The sequence below is a fragment of the Cellulomonas sp. SG140 genome (assembly GCF_025770785.1).
Lineage (GTDB): Bacteria > Actinomycetota > Actinomycetes > Actinomycetales > Cellulomonadaceae > Cellulomonas.
Genome location: NZ_JANZLA010000003.1, coordinates 305,315 through 324,999, shown reverse-complemented (window position 1 = coordinate 324,999; position 19,685 = coordinate 305,315). Strand labels below are relative to the sequence as shown.

Annotated in this window: 20 protein-coding genes; 3 read left to right on the top strand and 17 right to left on the bottom strand. The window is 72.8% G+C overall.

Features of this window, described 5'->3' with window-relative positions:
- Nucleotides 1-123: 123 nt before the first annotated feature.
- The 12 genes from pyrF to N0B34_RS07885 form a co-directional block, all read right to left on the bottom strand.
- Nucleotides 124-984, bottom strand: a complete 861-nt coding sequence (gene pyrF, locus N0B34_RS07940; RefSeq protein WP_263730811.1) for an orotidine-5'-phosphate decarboxylase — start codon at nt 982-984, stop codon at nt 124-126.
- Nucleotides 981-4,355: a carbamoyl-phosphate synthase large subunit gene (carB, locus tag N0B34_RS07935; RefSeq protein WP_263730810.1), complete on the bottom strand. Its 3,375-nt coding sequence runs from the start codon at nt 4,353-4,355 to the stop codon at nt 981-983. The genes pyrF and carB overlap by 4 nt, the downstream gene beginning before the upstream one ends.
- Complete coding sequence (carA, locus tag N0B34_RS07930) at nt 4,355-5,590, bottom strand: glutamine-hydrolyzing carbamoyl-phosphate synthase small subunit (RefSeq protein WP_263730809.1); 1,236 nt, start codon at nt 5,588-5,590, stop codon at nt 4,355-4,357. The genes carB and carA overlap by 1 nt, the downstream gene beginning before the upstream one ends.
- On the bottom strand, nt 5,587-6,114 hold the full coding sequence (locus N0B34_RS07925) for a hypothetical protein (protein ID WP_263730808.1): 528 nt from the start codon (nt 6,112-6,114) through the stop codon (nt 5,587-5,589). The genes carA and N0B34_RS07925 overlap by 4 nt, the downstream gene beginning before the upstream one ends.
- On the bottom strand, nt 6,114-7,421 hold the full coding sequence (locus tag N0B34_RS07920; RefSeq protein ID WP_263730807.1) for a dihydroorotase: 1,308 nt from the start codon (nt 7,419-7,421) through the stop codon (nt 6,114-6,116). Before N0B34_RS07920 ends, N0B34_RS07925 begins: the two co-directional genes overlap by 1 nt.
- Nucleotides 7,418-8,449 (bottom strand): aspartate carbamoyltransferase catalytic subunit, encoded by a 1,032-nt coding sequence (locus N0B34_RS07915; RefSeq protein ID WP_263730806.1) that lies wholly within the window; start codon nt 8,447-8,449, stop codon nt 7,418-7,420. The genes N0B34_RS07920 and N0B34_RS07915 overlap by 4 nt, the downstream gene beginning before the upstream one ends.
- Nucleotides 8,446-9,078, bottom strand: coding sequence for a bifunctional pyr operon transcriptional regulator/uracil phosphoribosyltransferase PyrR (gene pyrR, locus N0B34_RS07910; RefSeq protein WP_412175714.1), 633 nt, complete (start codon nt 9,076-9,078; stop codon nt 8,446-8,448). Before pyrR ends, N0B34_RS07915 begins: the two co-directional genes overlap by 4 nt.
- A 127-nt stretch (nt 9,079-9,205) precedes the next feature.
- Nucleotides 9,206-9,622, bottom strand: a complete 417-nt coding sequence (nusB, locus tag N0B34_RS07905) for a transcription antitermination factor NusB (RefSeq protein ID WP_263730804.1) — start codon at nt 9,620-9,622, stop codon at nt 9,206-9,208.
- Between the two features lies 1 nt (nt 9,623).
- Entirely contained in the window at nt 9,624-10,187 is a 564-nt protein-coding gene (gene efp / locus N0B34_RS07900; RefSeq protein WP_263730803.1) for an elongation factor P, read from the bottom strand.
- Between the two features lie 145 nt (nt 10,188-10,332).
- The gene (locus N0B34_RS07895; RefSeq protein ID WP_263730802.1) at nt 10,333-10,770 is read right to left on the bottom strand and encodes a hypothetical protein; all 438 of its coding nucleotides are present in this window, start codon (nt 10,768-10,770) and stop codon (nt 10,333-10,335) included.
- Between the two features lie 94 nt (nt 10,771-10,864).
- On the bottom strand, nt 10,865-11,515 hold the full coding sequence (locus N0B34_RS07890) for a hypothetical protein (protein WP_263730801.1): 651 nt from the start codon (nt 11,513-11,515) through the stop codon (nt 10,865-10,867).
- Between the two features lie 56 nt (nt 11,516-11,571).
- Nucleotides 11,572-12,012 carry a type II 3-dehydroquinate dehydratase gene (locus N0B34_RS07885; protein WP_263730800.1) on the bottom strand — a complete coding sequence of 147 codons (441 nt, stop codon included), beginning with the start codon at nt 12,010-12,012 and terminating at the stop codon, nt 11,572-11,574.
- 283 nt (nt 12,013-12,295) lie between these two features.
- Here N0B34_RS07885 and N0B34_RS07880 point away from each other — a divergent pair, with 283 nt between their 5' ends.
- Genes N0B34_RS07880 through N0B34_RS07870 form a run of 3 tightly spaced genes read left to right on the top strand, consistent with a single transcriptional unit; the run spans nt 12,296 to nt 14,087 of the window.
- A complete protein-coding gene (locus N0B34_RS07880) occupies nt 12,296-12,469 on the top strand; it encodes a hypothetical protein (RefSeq protein WP_263730799.1) in 174 nt (57 codons plus the stop codon).
- Nucleotides 12,466-13,116, top strand: coding sequence for a cytochrome b N-terminal domain-containing protein (locus tag N0B34_RS07875; RefSeq protein WP_263730798.1), 651 nt, complete (start codon nt 12,466-12,468; stop codon nt 13,114-13,116). Before N0B34_RS07880 ends, N0B34_RS07875 begins: the two co-directional genes overlap by 4 nt.
- Nucleotides 13,113-14,087, top strand: a complete 975-nt coding sequence (locus tag N0B34_RS07870; protein WP_263730797.1) for a hypothetical protein — start codon at nt 13,113-13,115, stop codon at nt 14,085-14,087. The genes N0B34_RS07875 and N0B34_RS07870 overlap by 4 nt, the downstream gene beginning before the upstream one ends.
- Before the next feature lie 25 nt (nt 14,088-14,112).
- Here the strand turns inward: N0B34_RS07870 and N0B34_RS07865 are convergent, their stop codons facing one another.
- From N0B34_RS07865 to aroC, 5 genes are all read right to left on the bottom strand, one after another.
- The gene (locus tag N0B34_RS07865; RefSeq protein ID WP_263730796.1) at nt 14,113-15,381 is read right to left on the bottom strand and encodes a hypothetical protein; all 1,269 of its coding nucleotides are present in this window, start codon (nt 15,379-15,381) and stop codon (nt 14,113-14,115) included.
- On the bottom strand, nt 15,378-16,610 hold the full coding sequence (locus N0B34_RS07860) for a glycosyltransferase 87 family protein (protein WP_263730795.1): 1,233 nt from the start codon (nt 16,608-16,610) through the stop codon (nt 15,378-15,380). Before N0B34_RS07860 ends, N0B34_RS07865 begins: the two co-directional genes overlap by 4 nt.
- A gap of 60 nt (nt 16,611-16,670) precedes the next feature.
- Nucleotides 16,671-17,792, bottom strand: a complete 1,122-nt coding sequence (gene aroB, locus N0B34_RS07855) for a 3-dehydroquinate synthase (RefSeq protein WP_263730794.1) — start codon at nt 17,790-17,792, stop codon at nt 16,671-16,673.
- Nucleotides 17,789-18,379 (bottom strand): shikimate kinase, encoded by a 591-nt coding sequence (locus tag N0B34_RS07850; RefSeq protein ID WP_263730793.1) that lies wholly within the window; start codon nt 18,377-18,379, stop codon nt 17,789-17,791. The genes aroB and N0B34_RS07850 overlap by 4 nt, the downstream gene beginning before the upstream one ends.
- 62 nt (nt 18,380-18,441) lie before the next feature.
- Nucleotides 18,442-19,632 carry a chorismate synthase gene (aroC, locus tag N0B34_RS07845; protein ID WP_263730791.1) on the bottom strand — a complete coding sequence of 397 codons (1,191 nt, stop codon included), beginning with the start codon at nt 19,630-19,632 and terminating at the stop codon, nt 18,442-18,444.
- Nucleotides 19,633-19,685: the final 53 nt, after the last annotated feature.

The following is a 19,685-nucleotide window of genomic DNA, read 5'->3' as shown; positions in this document are numbered from 1 at the left end:
GCGACCACCTGGGCACTCGGCAAACGTGACGCGGCCTTGTGCAGGCTTTCACCTGCATCGATGCCGTGCCCGGACCGTCCTGGGCAGCTGCCGGCGCTCCTCCGAGACGGGCGCGTGGCGGCCTCAGCCGAGGGCGGCAGCGGCCTCGTCACGGGCGCGCTGCGCGGCGCCGCGGAGCCCGTCGACCGTCGGACCGGCCGACAGCACGCCCCGCGACGACGACGCGAGCACGGCCGATCGTGCGTCGCCGAACACTGCCGTGAGCTCGGCCGGTCCGGCGCCCTGGGCGCCGACGCCGGGTGCGAGCAAGGGACCGCGCACGGCCGCGAGGTCGAGACCCAGGCGCGCGGCCGCGTCTCCGATCGTCGCGCCGACGACGAGGCCGACGGATCCCAGCGTGCCGCCCGTGCTCGCGAGCTCGGCCGCGTTGAGCAGTGCCGCCTCGTGGGCGACCTGGGCCGCGACCGACCGGCCGTCCGCTGCGCGAGCGTGCTGGACCGAGGCGCCCTCGGGGTTCGACGTGAGGGCCAGCACGAACAGGCCGCGGCCGGTCGCCGCGGCGAGCTCGACGGCGGGGCGCAACGAACCGAAGCCGAGGTACGGCGAGACCGTCAGGGCGTCGCCGGCCAGCGACGCGCCGTCGCGCAGGTAGGCATCTGCGTAGGCGTCCATCGTCGAGCCGATGTCGCCGCGCTTCGCGTCGACGACCACCAGCGTCCCGGCCGACCGCCCCGCCGCCACCACCTCCTCGAGGACGGCGACACCGCGGGAGCCGTGCCGCTCGAAGAACGCCGACTGCGGCTTGATCGCCGGCACGACGCCGGCGACCGCCTCGACGACGGTCAGGGCGAACCGCCGCAGCCCGTCGACGTCGTCCGCCAGACCCCACTGCTGGAGCAGCGAGGGGTGCGGGTCGATGCCGACGCAGAGCGGGCCGAGGGCGCCCCGCGCAGCGGCGAGACGGCTGCCGAAGGTCGGCGTCACAGCGCCGCCACCCGCTCGCCCGAGGTCTCCTCCGCTGGTGGTGCCGCGGCATCGGCTCGCGCCGCCCGACGGGCCCGGGTGCGCGCGTCGTGCTCCTGGAGGCTGGTGACCGCGAAGGGACCCGAGCGGACCGCCTCGATCGCCTGGACGGCGGCCCCGAGCTGCTGCACGGTCGTGATGATCGCCTTGTCGGCCGCCGTGGTCGCGGCGCGGATCTCGTAGCCGTCCGCACGGGCGCCCTGACCGGACGGGGTGTTGATCACCATGTCGACCTGCCCGTCGCCGATCAGGTCGACGATCGTCGGCTCGCCACCGGGTCCGCGGCCGGCGGACTGCTTGCGCACCAGCCGCGAGTCGATCCCGGACCGGTGCAGCACCACGGCGGTGCCGTCGGTGGCGAGGATCTCGAAGCCGAGCTGGGACAGCCGCTTCACCGGCAGCACGATCGCACGCTTGTCGCGGTCGGCCACGGAGATGAACACGGTGCCCGAGGTCGGCAGGCCGCCGAACGACGCCTGCTGCGACTTGGCGAACGCCGTCGGGAAGTCGGCGTCGAAGCCCATCACCTCGCCGGTCGACCGCATCTCCGGGCCCAGCACGGTGTCCACCGCGTGGCCGTCGAGCGTGCGGAACCGCTTGAAGGGCAGCACCGCCTCCTTGACCGCGATCGGCGCCGCGAGGTCCAGCACGCTCGCGTCCTCAGCGGGCAGGACCCCCGCCTCCCGCAGCTCGGCGATCGACCGGCCGACCATGATCAGGGCGGCGGCCTTGGCGAGCGAGACGCCGGTCGCCTTGGAGACGAAGGGCGCCGTGCGCGACGCCCGCGGGTTCGCCTCGAGGACGTAGAGCACGTCGGACACCAGCGCGAACTGGATGTTGAGCAGGCCGCGGACGCCCACCCCGCGGGCGATCGCCTCGGTGGAGGTGCGGATCCGCTCGAGCTCGGTGGCGGACAGCGTCACCGGCGGCAGCGCGCACGCCGAGTCGCCGGAGTGGATGCCGGCCTCCTCGATGTGCTCCATCACGCCGCCGAGGTACAGCTCCTCGCCGTCGTACAGCGCGTCGACGTCGATCTCGATCGCGTCGTCGAGGAACCGGTCGATCAGCAGCGGCGGGAGCACGCCCCGGTTGGACACGGTCGCGTCCGCCAGGGCGCGCTCGACGTACTCCGTCAGCTGCGCCTCGTCGTACACGATCTCCATGCCGCGCCCGCCGAGCACGTAGGAGGGGCGGACGAGCACCGGGAAGCCGATGCTCGCGGCGGTCTCGCGCGCCTGCGCCAGCGTCGTCGCGGTGCCGAAGGCCGGTGCCGGCAGGCCGGCGGCGGCGAGCACCTGGCCGAACTCGCCGCGGTCCTCGGCCGCGTCGATGGCGTCCGGCGGGGTGCCGAGGATCGGCAGGCCGGCGTCGAACAGCCGCTGCGCGAGCGACAGCGGGGTCTGGCCGCCCAGCGTGACGATCAGGCCGGCGACCGGACCGGCCGCGCGCTCGGCCTCGTACACCTCGAGCACGTCCTCGAACGTCAGCGGCTCGAAGTACAGCCGGTTCGAGGTGTCGTAGTCGGTGGACACCGTCTCGGGGTTGCAGTTGACCATCACGGTCTCGAACTCGCCCTTGAGAGCGAGCGCGGCGTGGACGCAGGAGTAGTCGAACTCGATGCCCTGCCCGATCCGGTTGGGCCCGGACCCGAGGATCAGGACGGCTGGCCGCTCTCGCGGCGCCACCTCGGTCTCCTCGTCGTACGCCGAGTAGTGGTAGGGCGTGCGGGCGGCGAACTCGGCCGCACAGGTGTCGACGGTCTTGTAGACCGGTCGGACGCCGAGCGCCCAGCGCGTGTGCCGCACGCTGTCCTCGCTGCTCCCCCTCAGGACCGCCACCTGGGCGTCCGACAGGCCGTGGCGCTTGGCGCGGGCCAGGACCTCACGCGTGAGGGCCGGCGCGGCGGCGACCTCGGCGGCGACCTCGTTGACCAGCTGCAGCTGGTCGAGGAACCACGGGTCGATCCTGGTCCGCTCGTACACCGTCTCCAGCGAGACGCCCGCGCGCAGCACCTGCTGGACGTCGACCAGCCGGCGCTCGGTCGGCCGGGCGATGGACTCGACGAGGGCGTCCAGCTCCGCACCGGACGCCGGTTCGCCGTCCCAGTGGAACGTCGCGCCCTTCTTGTCCAGCGACCGCAGCGCCTTGCCCAGCGCCTCGGTGAAGTTGCGGCCGAGGGCCATCGCCTCGCCGACGGACTTCATGGTGGTCGTGAGCGTCGGGTCGGCCGCCGGGAACTTCTCGAAGGCGAAGCGCGGGACCTTGACCACGACGTAGTCGAGGGTCGGCTCGAAGCTGGCCGGCGTCGACCCCGTGATGTCGTTAGGGATCTCGTCGAGCGTGTAGCCCACGGCGAGGCGCGCGGCGATCTTGGCGATCGGGAAGCCGGTCGCCTTCGAGGCGAGGGCCGACGACCGCGACACCCGCGGGTTCATCTCGATGACGATGATCCGGCCGGTCTCCGGGTCCACCGCGAACTGGATGTTGCAGCCGCCGGTGTCGACGCCGACCTCGCGGATCACGGCGATGCCGATGTCCCGCATCCGCTGGTACTCGCGGTCGGTCAGGGTCAGCGCGGGGGCGACGGTCACCGAGTCGCCGGTGTGCACGCCGACCGGGTCCACGTTCTCGATCGAGCAGACCACCACGACGTTGTCGTGCTTGTCCCGCATCAGCTCGAGCTCGTACTCCTTCCAGCCGAGGATCGACTCCTCGAGGAGCACCTCGGTGGACGGCGAGTAGTGCAGGCCCTGGCCGACGATGCGGCGCAGGTCGGCCTCGTCGTAGGCGATGCCCGACCCCAGGCCGCCCATCGTGAAGGAGGGACGGACCACCATCGGGTAGCCGAGCACGTCGACCGCGGCCAGCGCGTCGTCCAGCGAGTGGGCGATCACCGACCGTGCGGACTCGCCGCCGCACACCTCGACGACCTGCTTGAACTGCTCGCGGTCCTCGCCCTTCTGGATCGCGGCGATGTTGGCGCCGATCAGCTCGACCCCGTACTCGTCCAGCACGCCGGCCTCGGACAGCGCGACGGCTGCGTTGAGGGCCGTCTGGCCGCCGAGGGTCGGCAGCAGGGCGTCGGGACGCTCCTTGGCGATGATCGAGGTGAGCACCTCGGTGGTGATCGGCTCGACGTAGGTGGCGTCGGCGAACTCCGGGTCGGTCATGATCGTCGCCGGGTTCGAGTTGACCAGGATGACGCGCAGCCCCTCGGCGCGCAGCACGCGGCACGCCTGGGTGCCGGAGTAGTCGAACTCGGCGGCCTGACCGATGACGATCGGCCCGGAGCCGATCACCAGGACGCTGTGGATGTCCTCGCGGCGCGGCATCAGGCGGCACCTTCCTCGTCGGTCGCGGTGGTGGGCTGGGCGTCCGGGCGGGCAGCGCCCGCGCCTCCCAGTCCGGGGTCGGCCATCAGCGCGGCGAACCGGTCGAACAGGTAGGCGGCGTCGTGCGGGCCTGCGGCGGCCTCCGGGTGGTACTGGACGCTGAAGGCCGGCAGGTCGAGCGCCGCGAGGCCCTCGACCACGTCGTCGTTGAGGTCGACGTGGGAGACGACCACCTGGCCGTAGCGGCCGTCCTCGTACGGCGCCGGCGTCGGGCCGTCGAGCGGCGCGCCCACCGCGAAGCCGTGGTTGTGCGCCGTGATCTCCACCTTGCCGGTGGCGCGGTCCATCACCGGCTGGTTCACGCCGCGGTGGCCGTACCCGAGCTTGTAGGTGCCGAAGCCCAGCGCCCGGCCCAGGATCTGGTTGCCGTAGCAGATGCCGAAGAACGGGATCCGCCGGTCGAGCACCTCCCGCAGCAGGTCGACCTCGTGGACGGCGGCACCGGGGTCGCCGGGCCCGTTGGAGAAGAAGACGCCGTCGGGGTGGACCGCGAGCACGTCGTCGATGGTCGAGGTGCTCGGCAGCACGTGCACCTCGATCCCCCGCTCGGCCATCCGGTGCGGGGTCATCGCCTTGATGCCGAGGTCGACCGCCGCGACGCGCGCGCGGGGGACGTCCAGCGGCTCGCCGTCGGGGCCCAGGGCCGGCACGACGTACGGCTCGCTGGTGGACACCTCCCCCGCCAGGTCCGCGCCCGCCATGGGGGGCGCGTCCAGGACCTCGTCGAGCAGCTCGTCGTCCGGGCGGCGCACGCCGGAGGTGAGCAGGGCGTCACCGGAGAAGATGCCGGCGCGCATCACGCCGCGCTCCCGCAGGTGCCGGGTCAGGGCGCGCGTGTCGATGCCGCTGATCCCGACGATCCCCTGCGCCTCGAGCTCCTCGTCGAGCGTGCGCCGCGCGCGCCAGCTCGACGACCGGCGGGCGGGGTCACGGACGACGTACCCGGCCACCCAGATGCGGGTCGACTCGGGATCCTCGTCGTTCACGCCCGTGTTGCCGATGTGCGGTGCGGTCATCACGACGATCTGCCGGTGGTACGACGGGTCGGTCAGCGTCTCCTGGTACCCCGTCATCGCGGTGGCGAAGACGATCTCGCCCAGCGTGCGGCCGGTGGCGCCGTACGCCTGGCCGGTGAAGGTGCGGCCGTCCTCCAGGACGAGCACGGCGGTGGTCATGCGGTACCTCCGGCGGTGGTGGGGACGAGGGTGCGGACGGCGTCCACGAGGCGTGGCCGGTCGGCACGGTGGCGCACCAGCAGCCCGGTGTCGAGCAGCGGCCCGGCCTCCGGCGCTGCGTCGGGCGCCCAGGTGAGCACGACGAGGCCGTCGCGACCCATGAACTTGCCGGCCATGCCGGACGCGGTGCCCACGCCGCGCACCTGCGCAGCCGGCACGAACACGTCCGCCGCGCCGGTGCGGCGCACCAGGACGCCGGCGTCGAACACCTGCACCTGGGCGGCGCTGCGCACGCCGAGGTCGTGTGCGTTCACGCGGTCGAGCCAGTCGCCCGCCGTGGTCGAGGAGACGTAGACCGCCTCCAGCGGCTCGGTGCGGGGGGTGCCGAGGTCGGCCGGGGCGCCCGGCACCGCGGGCACGGTGGCCTCGGACCGCCGCTCGCGACGTCGCCAGCCCTGGCGCATCGCCCAGTAGGCCAGCGCCAGCAGCGCCACCAGGATCGTGACGGACAGCCAGGTGGGCATCAGGCGTGCACCTCCACCGACTCGTCGCAGGGTCGGCCGTCGAGCACGGTCGGCCGCCCGCGCAGGAACGTCGCGACCACGCGGCCTGGCAGCTCCCGGCCACGGAACGGGCTGTTGGTCGCCTGGGTCGCCTGCGCTGCCGGATCGACCAGGACCCGCGCCGTCGGGTCGACGAGCACGAGGTTCGCTGGTTCGCCGACGGCGATCGGGCGCCCCTGGTCGGCCACCCGACCGATCAGCGCGGGGGTCGACGACAGCACCCGCGCGACGTCGGACCAGCCGAGGCGCCCGGTGTCGACCATCGTCGCCTGCACCACCGAGAGCGCCGTCTCCAGGCCCGTCATGCCGAACGCGGCAGCGGCCCACTCGCAGTCCTTGTCCTCGCGGGTGTGCGGCGCGTGGTCCGTGGCGACGATGTCGATCGTGCCGTCGGCCAGCGCGGCTCGAACGGCCTCGAGGTCCTCGGCCGTCCGCAGCGGCGGGTTCACCTTGAACACGGGGTCGTAGCCGCGGGCCAGCTCGTCGGACAGGGCGAGGTGGTGCGGCGTGACCTCGGCCGTCACGGCGATCCTCCGCGCCTTGGCCCAGCGGATGATCTCCACCGACCCGGCCGTCGAGACGTGGCACACGTGCAGCCGCGAGCCGACGTGCTCGGCGAGCAGCACGTCGCGGGCGATGATCGCCTCCTCGGCCACGGCGGGCCAGCCGGCCAGACCGAGCTCGGCGGACACGACGCCCTCGTGCATCTGGGCGTTCTCGGTCAGCCGCGGCTCCTGGGCGTGCTGCGCGATGACACCGTCGAACGCCTTGACGTACTCCAGCGCCCGGCGCATCAGCACCGGGTCGTGGACGCACTTCCCGTCGTCGGAGAACACCCGCACGCGCGCGGCGGAGGATGCCATCGCCCCGAGCTCGGCCAGCCGCTCGCCACCGAGGCCGACGGTGACCGCGCCGACGGGGTGCACGTCCACCCAGCCGGCGTCCCGGCCGAGCCGCCACACCTGCTCGACGACGCCGGCGGTGTCGGCGACCGGTGAGGTGTTCGCCATCGCGTGCACCGCGGTGAACCCGCCGAGTGCCGCGGCCCGCGTCCCGGAGGCGACCGTCTCGGCGTCCTCCCGGCCGGGCTCGCGCAGGTGGGTGTGCAGGTCGACCAGCCCGGGAAGCAGCACCAGACCGTCTGCGTCGACCACCTCGGCGCGGGCGTCCCGGGCATCCGTCCCGAGGGCGACGATGCGGCCCTCGTCGACGAGCACGTCCGTCGCCCCGGCGCCGAGCAGCGACGCCCCTCGCAGCAGCCGGCTCATGCGCCCGTCCCCACCTTCTCCGGCGTACCGGACTCCTCGTTGACCTCGTCGGCAGCGCTCGCCGCCGGGCCCGTGCCCGACAGCAGCAGGTACAGCACCGCCATCCGCACCGCGACGCCGTTGGCCACCTGCTCGACGACCACGGACCGCGGGCTGTCCGCCGCGTCGGCCGAGATCTCGAGCCCGCGGTTCATCGGTCCGGGGTGCATGACGATCGCGTGATCGGGCAGGCCGGCGAGACGCCGCGCGTCCAGACCGTACCCGCGGGTGTACTCGAGCGCGCTCGGGAAGAACCCGCCGCCGGCGCTCGACATGCGCTCCCGCTGCACCCGCAGCATCATCACCGCGTCGGGACCCTGCGCCAGCACCTCGTCCAGGTGGTACGAGACGTCGCACGGCCACGTCTGCACGCCGACCGGCACCAGGGTGGGCGGCGCGACCAGCGTCACGCGTGCGCCGAGCGTGTGCAGCAGCTGCACGTTCGACCTGGCCACCCGGCTGTGCAGCACGTCGCCGACGATCGCCACGTGCAGGCCCGCGAGGTCCCGGCCGGTCACGTCCTGCGTCCCGCCCGCACCGACCAGGTGCCGCCGCACGGTGTACGCGTCCAGCAGCGCCTGCGTCGGGTGCTGGTGCGTGCCGTCGCCCGCGTTCACCACCGCGCAGTCCGTCCAGCCGGCGGTCGCCAGCGTGTGCGGCGCCCCGGAGGCCTGGTGCCGGATCACGACGGCGTCGGCGCCCATCGCCTGCAGCGTGAGGGCGGTGTCCTTCAGGGACTCGCCCTTGGACACGCTCGACCCCTTGGCCGAGAAGTTGATCACGTCCGCCGAGAGCCGCTTCGCGGCGGTCTCGAACGAGATGCGGGTGCGGGTGCTGTCCTCGAAGAACAGGTTGATCACCGTGCGACCGCGCAGGGTCGGCAGCTTCTTGATCTGCCGGGACTGGGTCGCGGCCATCTGCGCCGCGGTGTCCAGGATCAGCACCGCCTCGTCCCGGGACAGGTCGGCGGCCGAGAGCAGGTGCCTCATCGGGTCACCTCGGTCGTGTCGTCGCGCACGACCCCCGCCTGGCCTCCGCCACCGGGCGGTGCCTCGATCAGCACGGCGTCGCGGCCGTCGGTCTCGGCGAGCACGACCCGGACGCGCTCCCCCGCCGCCGTCGGCAGGTTCTTGCCCACGTAGTCGGCCCGGATCGGCAGCTCGCGGTGCCCGCGGTCGACCAGCACCGCCAGCTGGACCGCGCGCGGCCGGCCGAGGTCGCTGATCGCGTCGAGGGCCGCCCGGATGGTGCGGCCGGAGTACAGCACGTCGTCCACCAGCACCACGACCTTGCCGTCGATGCCGCCCGCCGGCAGGTGCGTCGCGCCGATGGTGCGCGTGGGCTGGTGCGACAGGTCGTCGCGGTACATCGTCACGTCCAGGCTGCCGCCGATGGCGTCGGCGTCGACGCCGGGCTCGACCTTGGCCAGACGGTCCACGAGCCGCTGCGCGAGCGGGAGCCCGCGGGTGGGGATGCCCAGGACGACCAGGTCGTCGGCTCCCCGGTTGCGCTCGAGGATCTCGTGCGCGATGCGGGTCAGTGCCCGCGTGATCTCGGCCGCGCCGAGCACCTCGGACCCGCCGGTCTGTGCACCGGGTGCACGCATGCCAGAGCTCATCTGGCGACCCCCTTCCCCGCCTCTCTGGACGGGCCTTAAAGGATGTCTGTCAGGTGCGGAGCCTAACCTCTCCTCGTCGGTGCGCCCGTCGGCGCGCTGAGGGGCGAGACGCCGGGGTCCCGCCGCCTCAGGCGAGGAGCGTCGGCTTGAGGTCGACGATGCGGCCGAGCAGGCCGTTCACGAAGGCGGGCGACTCGTCCGTCGACAGGTCCGAGGCGAGGCTGACGGCCTCGTCCACCGCGACGGCGTCCGGGACGTCGTCGTTGTAGAGGACCTCCCAGGTACCGATCCGCAGCAGCTGGCGGTCCACGGCCGGCATGCGGTCGACGGTCCAGCCGTGGGAGTGCGTGGCCAGCACCTCGTCGATCCGCTCCAGGTGCGCCGCGACGCCCTCGACGATCTCCACGGCGTACTCCGGCACCGCCGACTGCGCGCCCGGGTGCGCGAGGCGCTCCGCGAGCAGCGTCAGCGGCGGGATGCCGCGCTGCTCGGCCTCGAAGAGGACGTCGAGCGCGCGCTTGCGAGCCTTGGTGCGGGCTGCCACCTCAGTCGTTCACGCGGCCGAGGTAGCTCCCGTCACGGGTGTCCACCTTCACCTTGGTGTTCGTCTCGAGGAACAGCGGCACCTGGATCTCGTAGCCGGTCTCGAGGGTTGCGGGCTTGGTGCCGGCCGACGAGCGGTCGCCCTGGAGGCCCGGCTCGGTGTACGTGATCTCGAGGACGACCGACGGCGGCAGCTCGACGTAGAGCGGGATGCCCTCGTTGGTGGCGACCAGGGCGTTCTGGTTCTCGAGCAGGAAGTGCGCGGCGTCGCCGACGGTCTCCTCGGGGACGTGCAGCTGGTCGTACGTGGAGGCGTCCATGAACACGTAGTCCGAGCCGTCCTTGTACAGGTACTGCATGTCGCGCTTGTCGACGTTGGCCGTCTCCACCTTCAGGCCCGCGTTGAACGTGCGGTCGACCACCTTGCCGGACAGCACGTTCTTCAGCTTGGTGCGCACGAAGGCGCCGCCCTTGCCCGGCTTGACGTGCTGGAACTCCACCACGGTCCACAGCTGGCCGTCGATGCGGAGCACGAGGCCGTTCTTCAGGTCGTTGGTGGTCGCCACGGTGTCGCTTCCTGTCGAGAGAGGGTGCTGAGGGCGGCTGGTGCAGGCACGTCGCGTCCCTCACCGCGTCGGGAGGACCCGTGGGGGGACGTGGGATGCGCCGCGGTCCGGGCCGCAGGCCGCCGACCATCGTACCGTGCGGCGTTCACCGCGCCAGCAGCCACCGTGCGAGCAGCCCGATCGACGCGGCCCACAGCAGCGACGCGAACGTGCCGATGACGAACCGCTCCGAGGCGCCGGGGTTCTCCCGCAGCTCCGGGTAGCGGCCGAGGCCCTTGACCGCCACGACCACCGCGACCGCGGTCGGCTCCCCCACGATCAGCGCCCCCGTGGTGGCGAGCCGCTCGAGCAGTCCCACCCAGGTGCCGCCGCGCAGCACCGCCTGCGCTCGGGCACCGTCCGGACCGTCGCTCTCGACGAGCTTGCCGCGCAGCAGGACGGCGCCGTCGGGGCCGCTGAGCGGCTCCCCCGCGTCGGACGAGCGGCTGGCCAGGTGCAGCACCAGACGGGTGACGGCCCAGCCACCGGCGGTCGACACGGCGAGGGCGAGGACGACGACGAGCGCGACGAGCGCGGGGTTCATCGGACCTCCTGGCTGTGGGGCTGTGGCCCTGTGGCTGTGGCCTTCCGCCGGGCGTGGGAGCTGTGCTCGACCCTGGCGGCCCGCGCGGACCCGGTCAACCGTCCGCGCCGAGGGCTCGGTCCACCGGTTCGGGCAGGCCGGCGGCCGCGAGCAGCCGAGCCGCTGCCGGCCGGGCCGCGCGCTCCTCGGCCCACTGCGCGGCGCGCAGTCGCTGGCTGACCGCCTGCTGGCTGATCCCGAGGCGCTCCGCGGCGCGCTGCTGGACGGCGCCGTCCGCACGGGTGCGTCCCAGCGCATCGCGGGCAGCGTCCACCGCGGCCCAGCCTGCGGGTGACCGGCGTGCGAGCACGCTGCCGATCAGCGTCAGCACGGCCTCGGCGTCCCGCGCGGCCACCGGTCCGGCGCCGCGTACCGCCACCGGCACCGCACGGCCCCGGTTCTTCGCGGCGTCCACCGCCTCACGCGCGGCGATGAAGGCGGGTCCCGACGCCTCCCGCGTGCTCGCCGGCAGCGGCTCCAGCACCGGACCAGCCCCGATGCCGACGCTCCAGCCGCCGAGGCGCAGCAGGTGCAGGGCGACCTCGACCACGGATCCCGGGTCGTCGAAGACCGCCTGGACCTCGTCGCCGACCGTGCGCTCGAAGGGCAGGAGCATCCCGCTCAGCTCCGGCAGACCGGAGAGCAGGGCGGGGACCTGGTCGGTCGAGCGACGGCTCCCCCGCTGGTCGGCTGTCACCACGAACATGGGACAAGGTTCTCACCTTGTTGGCAGTGCAACAAGCCTGAGCTCTTGTGGGTCGTCTACAGCCGGGCGGCGATCGCCGAGAGGGCGAGGCGGTACGAGTCGAAGCCGAAGCCCGCGACCGTCCCGGTGGCGATCGGGCCGATCACCGACAGGTGCCGGAACGCCTCGCGGGCGAGCGGGTTGGACAGGTGCACCTCGACCAGCAGGAGGCCCGCCTCGGTCACCTGGGCCGCCGCGTCGCGCAGGGCGTAGGAGTAGTGGGTGAACGCGGCGGGGTTCAGCACGACGTGCGCACGCGCGTCGACTGCGGCGTGCAGCCATCCGACGAGCTCCGCCTCGTCGTCGGTCTGCCGCACGTCGACGTCGAGACCCAGTTCTGCGCCCCAGCCGGCCGCCGCGGCGACGAGGTCGGCGAGCGTGGCCGAGCCGTACACCTCCGGCTCGCGGACGCCGAGCCGTCCGAGGTTGGGGCCGTTGAGCACGAGGACGGTGGTCACGGCCGTCAGGGTAGCGGCGGGCGCCCGCGGGCCGGCGCAGGCGACTGCAGCCCGCGTCCGGAGCCACGCCGACATCGCGTGGGAATTCGGCCCCTCGGAAGTCCGGCGCACAGTTTTCTCACCGATTGCTCTGAGGGTGTTCCCAGGTGTTAAGGACGCGTCAAAGTCGCGAAGATGCGGACCTTGGACCTAGGGTCCAAGGTCCCTCAGGGCTACCCTGACCAGGAAAGACGCGGTGCCATCGCTGGTTCCGGCGGTGGACCGTCGGCCCGAGGGGTGACCTATGAGTCGCGCGTTCGTGCTTGCCGATCCTGCCGGGCGCTATATCAGCGCTGGAGTGATCCAGATCTCCGTCACCAATGCCGCGATCATCGGGCTGATGGTCGTGGTCTTCGTCCTGGCCCTCGTGCTGCCCTTCCCGGGCCGGCACCGCGGACGCTCGGACCGCGACTCATGACCGCCACGCAGGCCGGTGGTTCGCCGACGGGAACGCCGTCGACCAGCTGGACGGCCCGCACCCGGAACCGGCTCTCCCGGGTGGTGCCCGAGGGTCAGGTGCTCCCCGACCGGCAGCCGGCGTACATGTCCTCGTGGATCTACGTGTTCGGCGTGCTGACGCTGGCCGCACTCATCGTGGTGATCGGCTCCGGGGTCATCCTCGCCATCGGCGGGGCCACCTGGTGGCACGTCTCCAGCACCGGGCACTTCGTCAACTCGCTGCACCTGTGGAGCGTCGAGCTGTTCTTCGCCTTCATGGTGATCCACCTGTGGGGCAAGTTCTGGATGGCCGCCTGGCGAGGGAAGCGCGCCCTGACGTGGATGACGGGCGTGCTCGCGTTCCTCGGGTCGATCGGGACGGCCTTCACGGGCTACCTGTCGCAGACGAACTTCGACTCCCAGTGGATCAGCGGTCAGGCGAAGGACGGCCTGAACTCCGTCGGCATCGGCGCGTTCTTCAACGTGCTGAACCCCGGCCAGATGCTGCTGTGGCACGTGGCGCTCCTGCCGCTCGTGCTGGGCGTGATCGTGCTGCTGCACGTGGTCCTGGTGCGCCGGCACGGGATCGTCCCGCCGATCGACGCCGACGAGGAGGACGCACGATGAGCACGGCAACCGCCACCCGCGCGACCAACCGCTCCCCCAGGCACGGCACGCCGGACTCCCACGACTTCGCCACGCGGCCGTACGACCTGGTGAAGGAGTTCGTCGTCGCCTTCGTCGTCGTCGCGCTGCTCACCGTCATCCTGGCCGCGGTCTTCTCCTCGCCCGACGAGAAGGCGATCACCATGGCGGACTGGGCCGCCAAGGCACCGAACGACGTCGTCGCGACAGCCGCCGGCGAGCTCGCCGGCACCACGACCAGCGCCTCGTACGGACCGCCCTACAACACGGCCGGCGACGGCCAGTCCCTCGGTCCGCTGAAGCTGCAGAAGTGGGCCGGCGTGCGGATCCCCGTCGACTCGGCGAACGACCTCGTGCTCACGCCGCTGTCGAAGGTCACCGGGAACGCGGACCTGACGACGGCGCTCGGGACCTGGAACGGTGCGACCGCGGACCAGCAGAACAAGTGGGCCTCCGCCTACAGCGACGCGCTGTCTAAGGCGCCGGACGGCGACCCGAAGCAGGTGGCCGACGGCGACTACGGACCGGTGCCGACGATCTCCGCGGCGTTCCTCACGCTGGCGCAGACCGGCGGCCTCGAGGGTGCGCTGACGTCCTCGGGCAACTTCTACGGCATCGACCAGACGCGATCGCTGCTGCTGCTCTCCGACGGTGCGTACATCGAGGACCAGGCCCGTGCCCGGCAGCTCGGCGGCGACCAGTGGGGCATGATGAACGAGACGGGCAACTACCCCGGTCAGCCGTGGATGTGGCTCTACACGTTCTGGTACCAGGTGCCGCCGTTCTCGACCTCGGACAACGCGGACGCCCTGGTCTGGGGCCTGATGATGCTGCTGACGCTGGGGCTGCTGCTCCTGCCGTTCATCCCGGGCCTGCGGTCGATCCCGCGGTGGATCCCCGTGCACCGGATCATCTGGCGGGACTGGTACCGGGAGCACCCGCGAAGGGTGTGATCCGCTTGTGAGGGCAGGGTGCTGGCTAGCCCTCAGGAAGGACCGAGACGGCGACGTCAGCGCGAGGCCTGTCCTGGATCCCGTCGGTGGCGTGCTCCCCCGACGGGATCCCGTGCTGCGGGGTGGTCTGGTTCGGAGCCGGCGACGGCGGTCGATCGGCGACGACGACGAACCCGATCAGGGCGATGGCCCCGACCGTTTCACCGTGCCACCAGGGCCCGTAGGGAACGAGATCGCACCAGGTCAGAGCTAGTGCGGCGAGCGTCAGGGGCACCCTGGACCTTCGGACCGCATGCGCCGATGAGGTCCACGCCCAGGTGAGGGTGACAGCCACGAGGGCGCCCCAGTAGTACGTCAGCCGGAGCGGGTCCAGCAAGAGCCGCGCGGCGATGGCGACGATCGCCGGGGCGAAGGGTGAGCCGCGGCGTCGCAGACCGACCGCTACACCCGCGACCCCGGCGATTCCGCCCTGGAGGGCACGGAAGGTCCAGCCGTCGTGGGAGACAGGGAGGGCATCGAGCCAGCTGCCCCGGGGAAACGACCAGGACATCGAGAGGGTGTGCGCGTCTCCCCACAGGCTGAACGGCGCGTAGACAGCGGCCACGCCAGCGATGCACGCCGCCGACCACATCAATGCCGAGCGCCGTCGATCGGATGCGAGGAGGATCCCTCCGGTGGTCACGGCCCACTGCTTCACACCCGAGGCGAGGACGACGAGGAGCGTGGCGCGGCCGGTACGGCCACTGACGGCTTGGGCTGCCGCCAGCGCCAGCATGAACCCGAGGATCAGCTCTTCCGGGTGCCCGGCCACCACTCCGTCACCGAGCAGACCACCGAAGACGACGACGCCTCCCACGGCCCATTGGGCGACGGCGACCGAGGTACCGGTAGCGCGTGCTGCTGCACGGGTAGCAGCCAGGGCCACGGTGGTGCACAGGACGGCCTGAAGCGCGCCCGACAGGGCGCCGACGGTCGTGGCCGACAGGTGCACGAGCGCTCCGAGCCGTGCAACCAGCCCAAGGCCCAGGAGGTACAGCGGGCCGATCTGGAGCCAGCTGTCGCTGAAGACGTGCAGGAACCCCGGACCGATCATGCCGAGGCCCGCCGCGCGAAACCGGACCTGGTCCCCGTCCTGGCGCAGGAGCGCGCCGGTGACCCCGACGGCCGCCGCGGCTGCGAGCAGCAGGATGCCCGGGCTCTCGAGGGTGTGCACGACGAGCCGCGTCAGACGGGAGCCGCCCTCACGCTGCTGGGCGAGCTCCGTCCGGAACCGGACGATCAGCCCGGTCGTCATGCGGGTCGAACCTCCGCAGCTGGCCGTTTGTCACCATGTCCGACGGTTGCCACGACACCGAGCAGCGCGAGCAGGAGCCCCGTGCCTGCCCACCACGTGAGCGGCGGGCTGATGAGGTAGGGCAGTAGCACGAGGCTCGGGGCGGCGAGCGTGGCCGCGAGGCGGAGCCGCGCCAGACGCGGAGGCGCGAACGTCCAGAGCCAGACGAGCGCGACCGTCGCGAGGGGCCCGTTGTAGTACGAGAGGCGCATGGGGTCCAGCAGCAGCCGCACGGCGATCGAGGCCATCACGGGGCCGAAGGGTGCTTCGGGCCTTCGCCTTGCCGCGATGAGCCCGGCTCCGGCTGCGGCGGCCCCCTGCACCAGCCGCAGCTGCCAGTCGGTGGCGCCCCACGCCGCCCCGAGGTGTCCTAGCAGGGAAGACGAGCGTGCGATGCCCCACGAGAAGTGGAACGTGTTCACCGTGCCCAGCAGGAGGAAGGGGCCGTAGGCGAGCGCGGCGAGCGCGGCAGCGGTCGCTCCTCCGATGACCACGCTTCTCCAGCGTCGGCTCAGCAGCAGCACGCCGACGCCGAAGGCAGCCCACACCTTCACGGAGACTGCGAGACCGAGCAGCGCACCGGCGTTGCCGGCCCTTCGCTGGGATGCAGACAGGGCGGCGTTCGCCAGCAGGAGACCCAGGAGGATCTCTTCGGGATGGCCATTGGCGATCGCCTCGGCCGCGAAGCCGCCGAGAGCGAGGACCAGGCCCACTGCCCAGCGCCCCGCGAGAAGGTCGCGGCCGAGGAGACGTCCGGTCCGTCGTACGGTCCACATCGCCAGCCAGACGATGAGGCCCCCTTGCAGTGCGCCCAGGAGGGTCCGGGTCAGCGTCGGCGAGCCGATGGCGTCGAGCATCGTGGCCGCGCCGCCGAGTGCGAGCAGGTAGGTCGGCCCGATCTGCAGACCCCCGTTGGTGAAGACGTCGAACGCGCCCGGGCCGAACAGCGACTCCCCCGCCGAGCGGAACAGCCCCGCGTCGCCGCCGGGGATGACGGCCGCAAGGCCCGCGCACACCAGGGCAGCCAACGGGACGACGACTCGCTCCGGGTGCCGCCACGTGCCCTCGAGCCGGGAGTAGGTTCCAGGCCTGTTCTCGTGCAGCGTCCGAAGCTCCCGGGTCACCCATCGGTCGAGGGCTCGGGGGGCTGCCGCGACGATCTGCGTGGCGGCGAGCTCCGATCGGGTCATGCGGTCTTCATCGTCCTTCAGACCGTGGTGCTTGAGCCACGGCGCCCGCTCTCGGAACGCTCAGAGCTGGATCGTGGTCGACTGCGGGGCGTCGTCCGCGACCTCGGCGTAGGCGGCCGCGAGCAGGGTCGGGTCGGGGCCTTCCAGCCGCGTCGGCTTGGCGATGTCCTCCAGCACGACGAACCGCAAGCGGTCCCCACGGGTCTTCTTGTCCCGGCGCATCGCGGTGAGCAGCTGGTCCCAGCGGTCCCCTCGGTAGGTGGCCGGAAGGCCGAGCGCCGTCAGGACGGACCGGTGGCGGTCCACGACGTCGTCGCCGAGACGGCCGGCGAGGCGGGCCAGCTCGGCGGCGAAGACCATGCCGACCGAGACAGCGGCGCCATGCCGCCAGCGGTACCGCTCGACGTGCTCGATCGCGTGCCCGAAGGTGTGCCCGTAGTTCAGGATCTCCCGAAGCCCCGCCTCACGGAGGTCCTCGCCGACCACCCGGGCCTTGACCGCCACGGCGCGCTCGATCAGGTCGAGCAGCACGTCGGATCCCGCCGCGGCCACCGGGTCGCGGAGCAGGCCGATGTTGCCCTCGACCAGGTCGAGGATCACCGGGTCGGCGATGAACCCTGCCTTGACGATCTCGGCGAGCCCGGCGACGAAGTCGTGGGGCGACATGGACTCCAGCGCCGCCAGGTCGCACAGGACGCCAGCCGGCGGGTGGAACGCGCCGACCAGGTTCTTGCCCTCGGCGGTGTTGATCCCCGTCTTGCCTCCGACGGCGGCGTCCACCATGGCCAGCACGGTCGTGGGGACCTGCACCACGCGGACGCCGCGCAGCCAGGTGGCGGCGACGAACCCCGCGAGGTCGGTCGTCGCTCCCCCGCCGACCCCGACGACGGCGTCCGACCGGGTGAACCCGGCCTGGCCCAGCACCTGCCAGCAGAAGGCGGCGACCTGGGCGGTCTTCGCCTCCTCGGCATCGGGGACCTCCGCGCCGAAGGCCTCGTACCCGTGCTCACGAAGGTCCGCCAGCACGGCGTCGGCCGTGGTCGCCAGAGCCGCCGGGTGGACGACTAGGACACGCTGCACGTCGGCGCCGAGCAGCCCAGGCAGCGCGCCGAGCAGATGGCGCCCGATCACGACGTCGTACGGTCGCTCCCCCGTCACCGTGACGGTCCTGGTGCCGGTCACGAGCGCTCCTCCTGGGTGGCCTGCGCGGTGGCGAGGCGCTGCGTCCGCAACGCCGCCAGCTCGGACTCGATCCGCTCGGCGACCTGCTCCGGGGTCAGTCCGTCGGTCAGCACGACGAGCGTCGCGACGTCCTGGTAGACCGGTCGGCGCTGGTCCATCAGCTCCTTCCAACGGGCGCGCGGGTTGCCGAGCAGCAGCGGCCGCGACTGGTTGAAACCCACCCGGGGGGCGGCATGGGCGAGGCTCACGTCGAGGAACACCACGACTCCGCCGCCCGCGCGATACGCCGCGAGGGCCTCCTGCGTCGCCGGGTGCAGCACCGCTCCCCCGCCCAGGGCCAGTACGCCGTCGTGCTCGGCCAGCGCCCGCGCCACCGCCTCGTGCTCGAGGGCGCGGAACCGCTCCTCACCGTCCTCGACGAAGATGTCCGACACCGGCTTGCCGGCGGCCTCCTCGACGTCCGAGTCGGTGTCCCGGGCGACCAGCTGCCAGCGAGACGCCAGAGCGAGGCCGACGGTGGTCTTGCCGGCACCGGGTGGTCCGACGAGGACGACGCGAGGGCCGGTGGACGCGGCAGCGGTGGGCACGGCTGCAGGGTAGTCGGCGGCGCCCTCAGGGCCGGTCGGGCGCCCAGAGACCGAGCCGACGATCAGCGCAGCAGCTCCGAGATCGAGGCGACGTACGCCTCGAGGTTGCGTCGGACCTCGGCCACCGAGTCGCCGCCCGTCTTCTCCAGCAGTGCGTCGGCGAGCACGAGGGCGACCATCGCCTCGGCCACGACGGCGGCCGGGGGGACCGCGCACACGTCGCTGCGCTGGTGCTGGGCGCGGGCCGGCTCCCCGGTCGCCGTGTCCACCGTGGCGAGCGCACGTGGGACCGTGGAGATCGGCTTCATGGCGGCGCGGACGCGGAGCACCTCGCCGTTGGACATGCCGCCCTCGATGCCGCCGGCGCGGTTGGTGCGGCGGACGATGCGCCCCTCGGCGTCCCGTTCGATCTCGTCGTGCGCCTGCGAGCCCCGCCTGGCGGCGGTGCGGAACCCGTCGCCGACCTCGACGCCCTTGATCGCCTGGATACCCATCAGTGCGGCGGCCAGGCGGGCGTCCAGCCGCCGGTCGGCCTCGACGTAGGTGCCCAGTCCGGACGGGAGGCCGTAGGCCAGCACCTCGACGATGCCGCCCAGGGTGTCGCCGTCGTCGTGCGCCTGGTCGATCTCCGTCACCATCGCGGCCGAGGTCGCGGCGTCGTGGCAGCGGACCGGGTCGGCGTCCAGGGCAGCGACGTCGTCGGGCACCGGGAGCGGGCCGTCCTCGGGGACCGCCACGGAGCCGATGCGCACCACGTGCGAGACGAGCCGCACACCGGCAGCCTGCTCGAGGAACGCGGCGGCGACCGTGCCGAGGGCGACCCGCGTCGCCGTCTCGCGGGCGCTCGCCCGCTCCAGCACCGGCCGCGCGTCGTCGAACCCGTACTTGCGCATGCCCACCAGATCGGCGTGGCCGGGCCGCGGACGCGTCAGCGGAGCGTTGCGGGCGCGGTTGAGCAGCTCGGGGTCGTCCACCGGGTCGGACGACATCACGTCGACCCACTTGGGCCACTCCGTGTTGCCGATCTCGATGGCCACCGGACCGCCTTGCGTGAGCCCGTGCCGCACCCCGCCGAGCAGCCGGACCTGGTCCTGCTCGAACTTCATCCGCGCGCCGCGGCCGTAGCCGAGACGCCGGCGGGCCAGCGCCGCCTGCACGTCGGCCGACCGGAGCTCAACCCCGGCCGGCACGCCCTCGAGGATGCCGACGAGCGCCTCGCCGTGGGACTCGCCGGAGGTCAGCCAACGCAGCATGGGCGGATCTTGTCACGGACCGGCGACGACGACGGCGCCCGCCCGGTCGTCGG

Coding starts and splice junctions, on each gene's coding strand:
- carB (WP_263730810.1), bottom strand. CDS start 4,355: ATGCCGCGCCGCGAGGACATCCACAGCGTCCTGGTGATCGGCTCCGGG.
- N0B34_RS07920 (WP_263730807.1), bottom strand. CDS start 7,421: ATGAGCCGGCTGCTGCGAGGGGCGTCGCTGCTCGGCGCCGGGGCGACG.
- N0B34_RS07880 (WP_263730799.1), top strand. CDS start 12,296: ATGAGTCGCGCGTTCGTGCTTGCCGATCCTGCCGGGCGCTATATCAGC.
- N0B34_RS07895 (WP_263730802.1), bottom strand. CDS start 10,770: ATGAACCCCGCGCTCGTCGCGCTCGTCGTCGTCCTCGCCCTCGCCGTG.
- N0B34_RS07865 (WP_263730796.1), bottom strand. CDS start 15,381: ATGACGACCGGGCTGATCGTCCGGTTCCGGACGGAGCTCGCCCAGCAG.
- aroC (WP_263730791.1), bottom strand. CDS start 19,632: ATGCTGCGTTGGCTGACCTCCGGCGAGTCCCACGGCGAGGCGCTCGTC.
- carA (WP_263730809.1), bottom strand. CDS start 5,590: ATGACCACCGCCGTGCTCGTCCTGGAGGACGGCCGCACCTTCACCGGC.
- N0B34_RS07925 (WP_263730808.1), bottom strand. CDS start 6,114: ATGCCCACCTGGCTGTCCGTCACGATCCTGGTGGCGCTGCTGGCGCTG.
- N0B34_RS07870 (WP_263730797.1), top strand. CDS start 13,113: ATGAGCACGGCAACCGCCACCCGCGCGACCAACCGCTCCCCCAGGCAC.
- pyrR (WP_412175714.1), bottom strand. CDS start 9,078: ATGAGCTCTGGCATGCGTGCACCCGGTGCACAGACCGGCGGGTCCGAG.
- N0B34_RS07915 (WP_263730806.1), bottom strand. CDS start 8,449: ATGAGGCACCTGCTCTCGGCCGCCGACCTGTCCCGGGACGAGGCGGTG.
- N0B34_RS07875 (WP_263730798.1), top strand. CDS start 12,466: ATGACCGCCACGCAGGCCGGTGGTTCGCCGACGGGAACGCCGTCGACC.
- N0B34_RS07890 (WP_263730801.1), bottom strand. CDS start 11,515: ATGTTCGTGGTGACAGCCGACCAGCGGGGGAGCCGTCGCTCGACCGAC.
- N0B34_RS07860 (WP_263730795.1), bottom strand. CDS start 16,610: ATGACCCGATCGGAGCTCGCCGCCACGCAGATCGTCGCGGCAGCCCCC.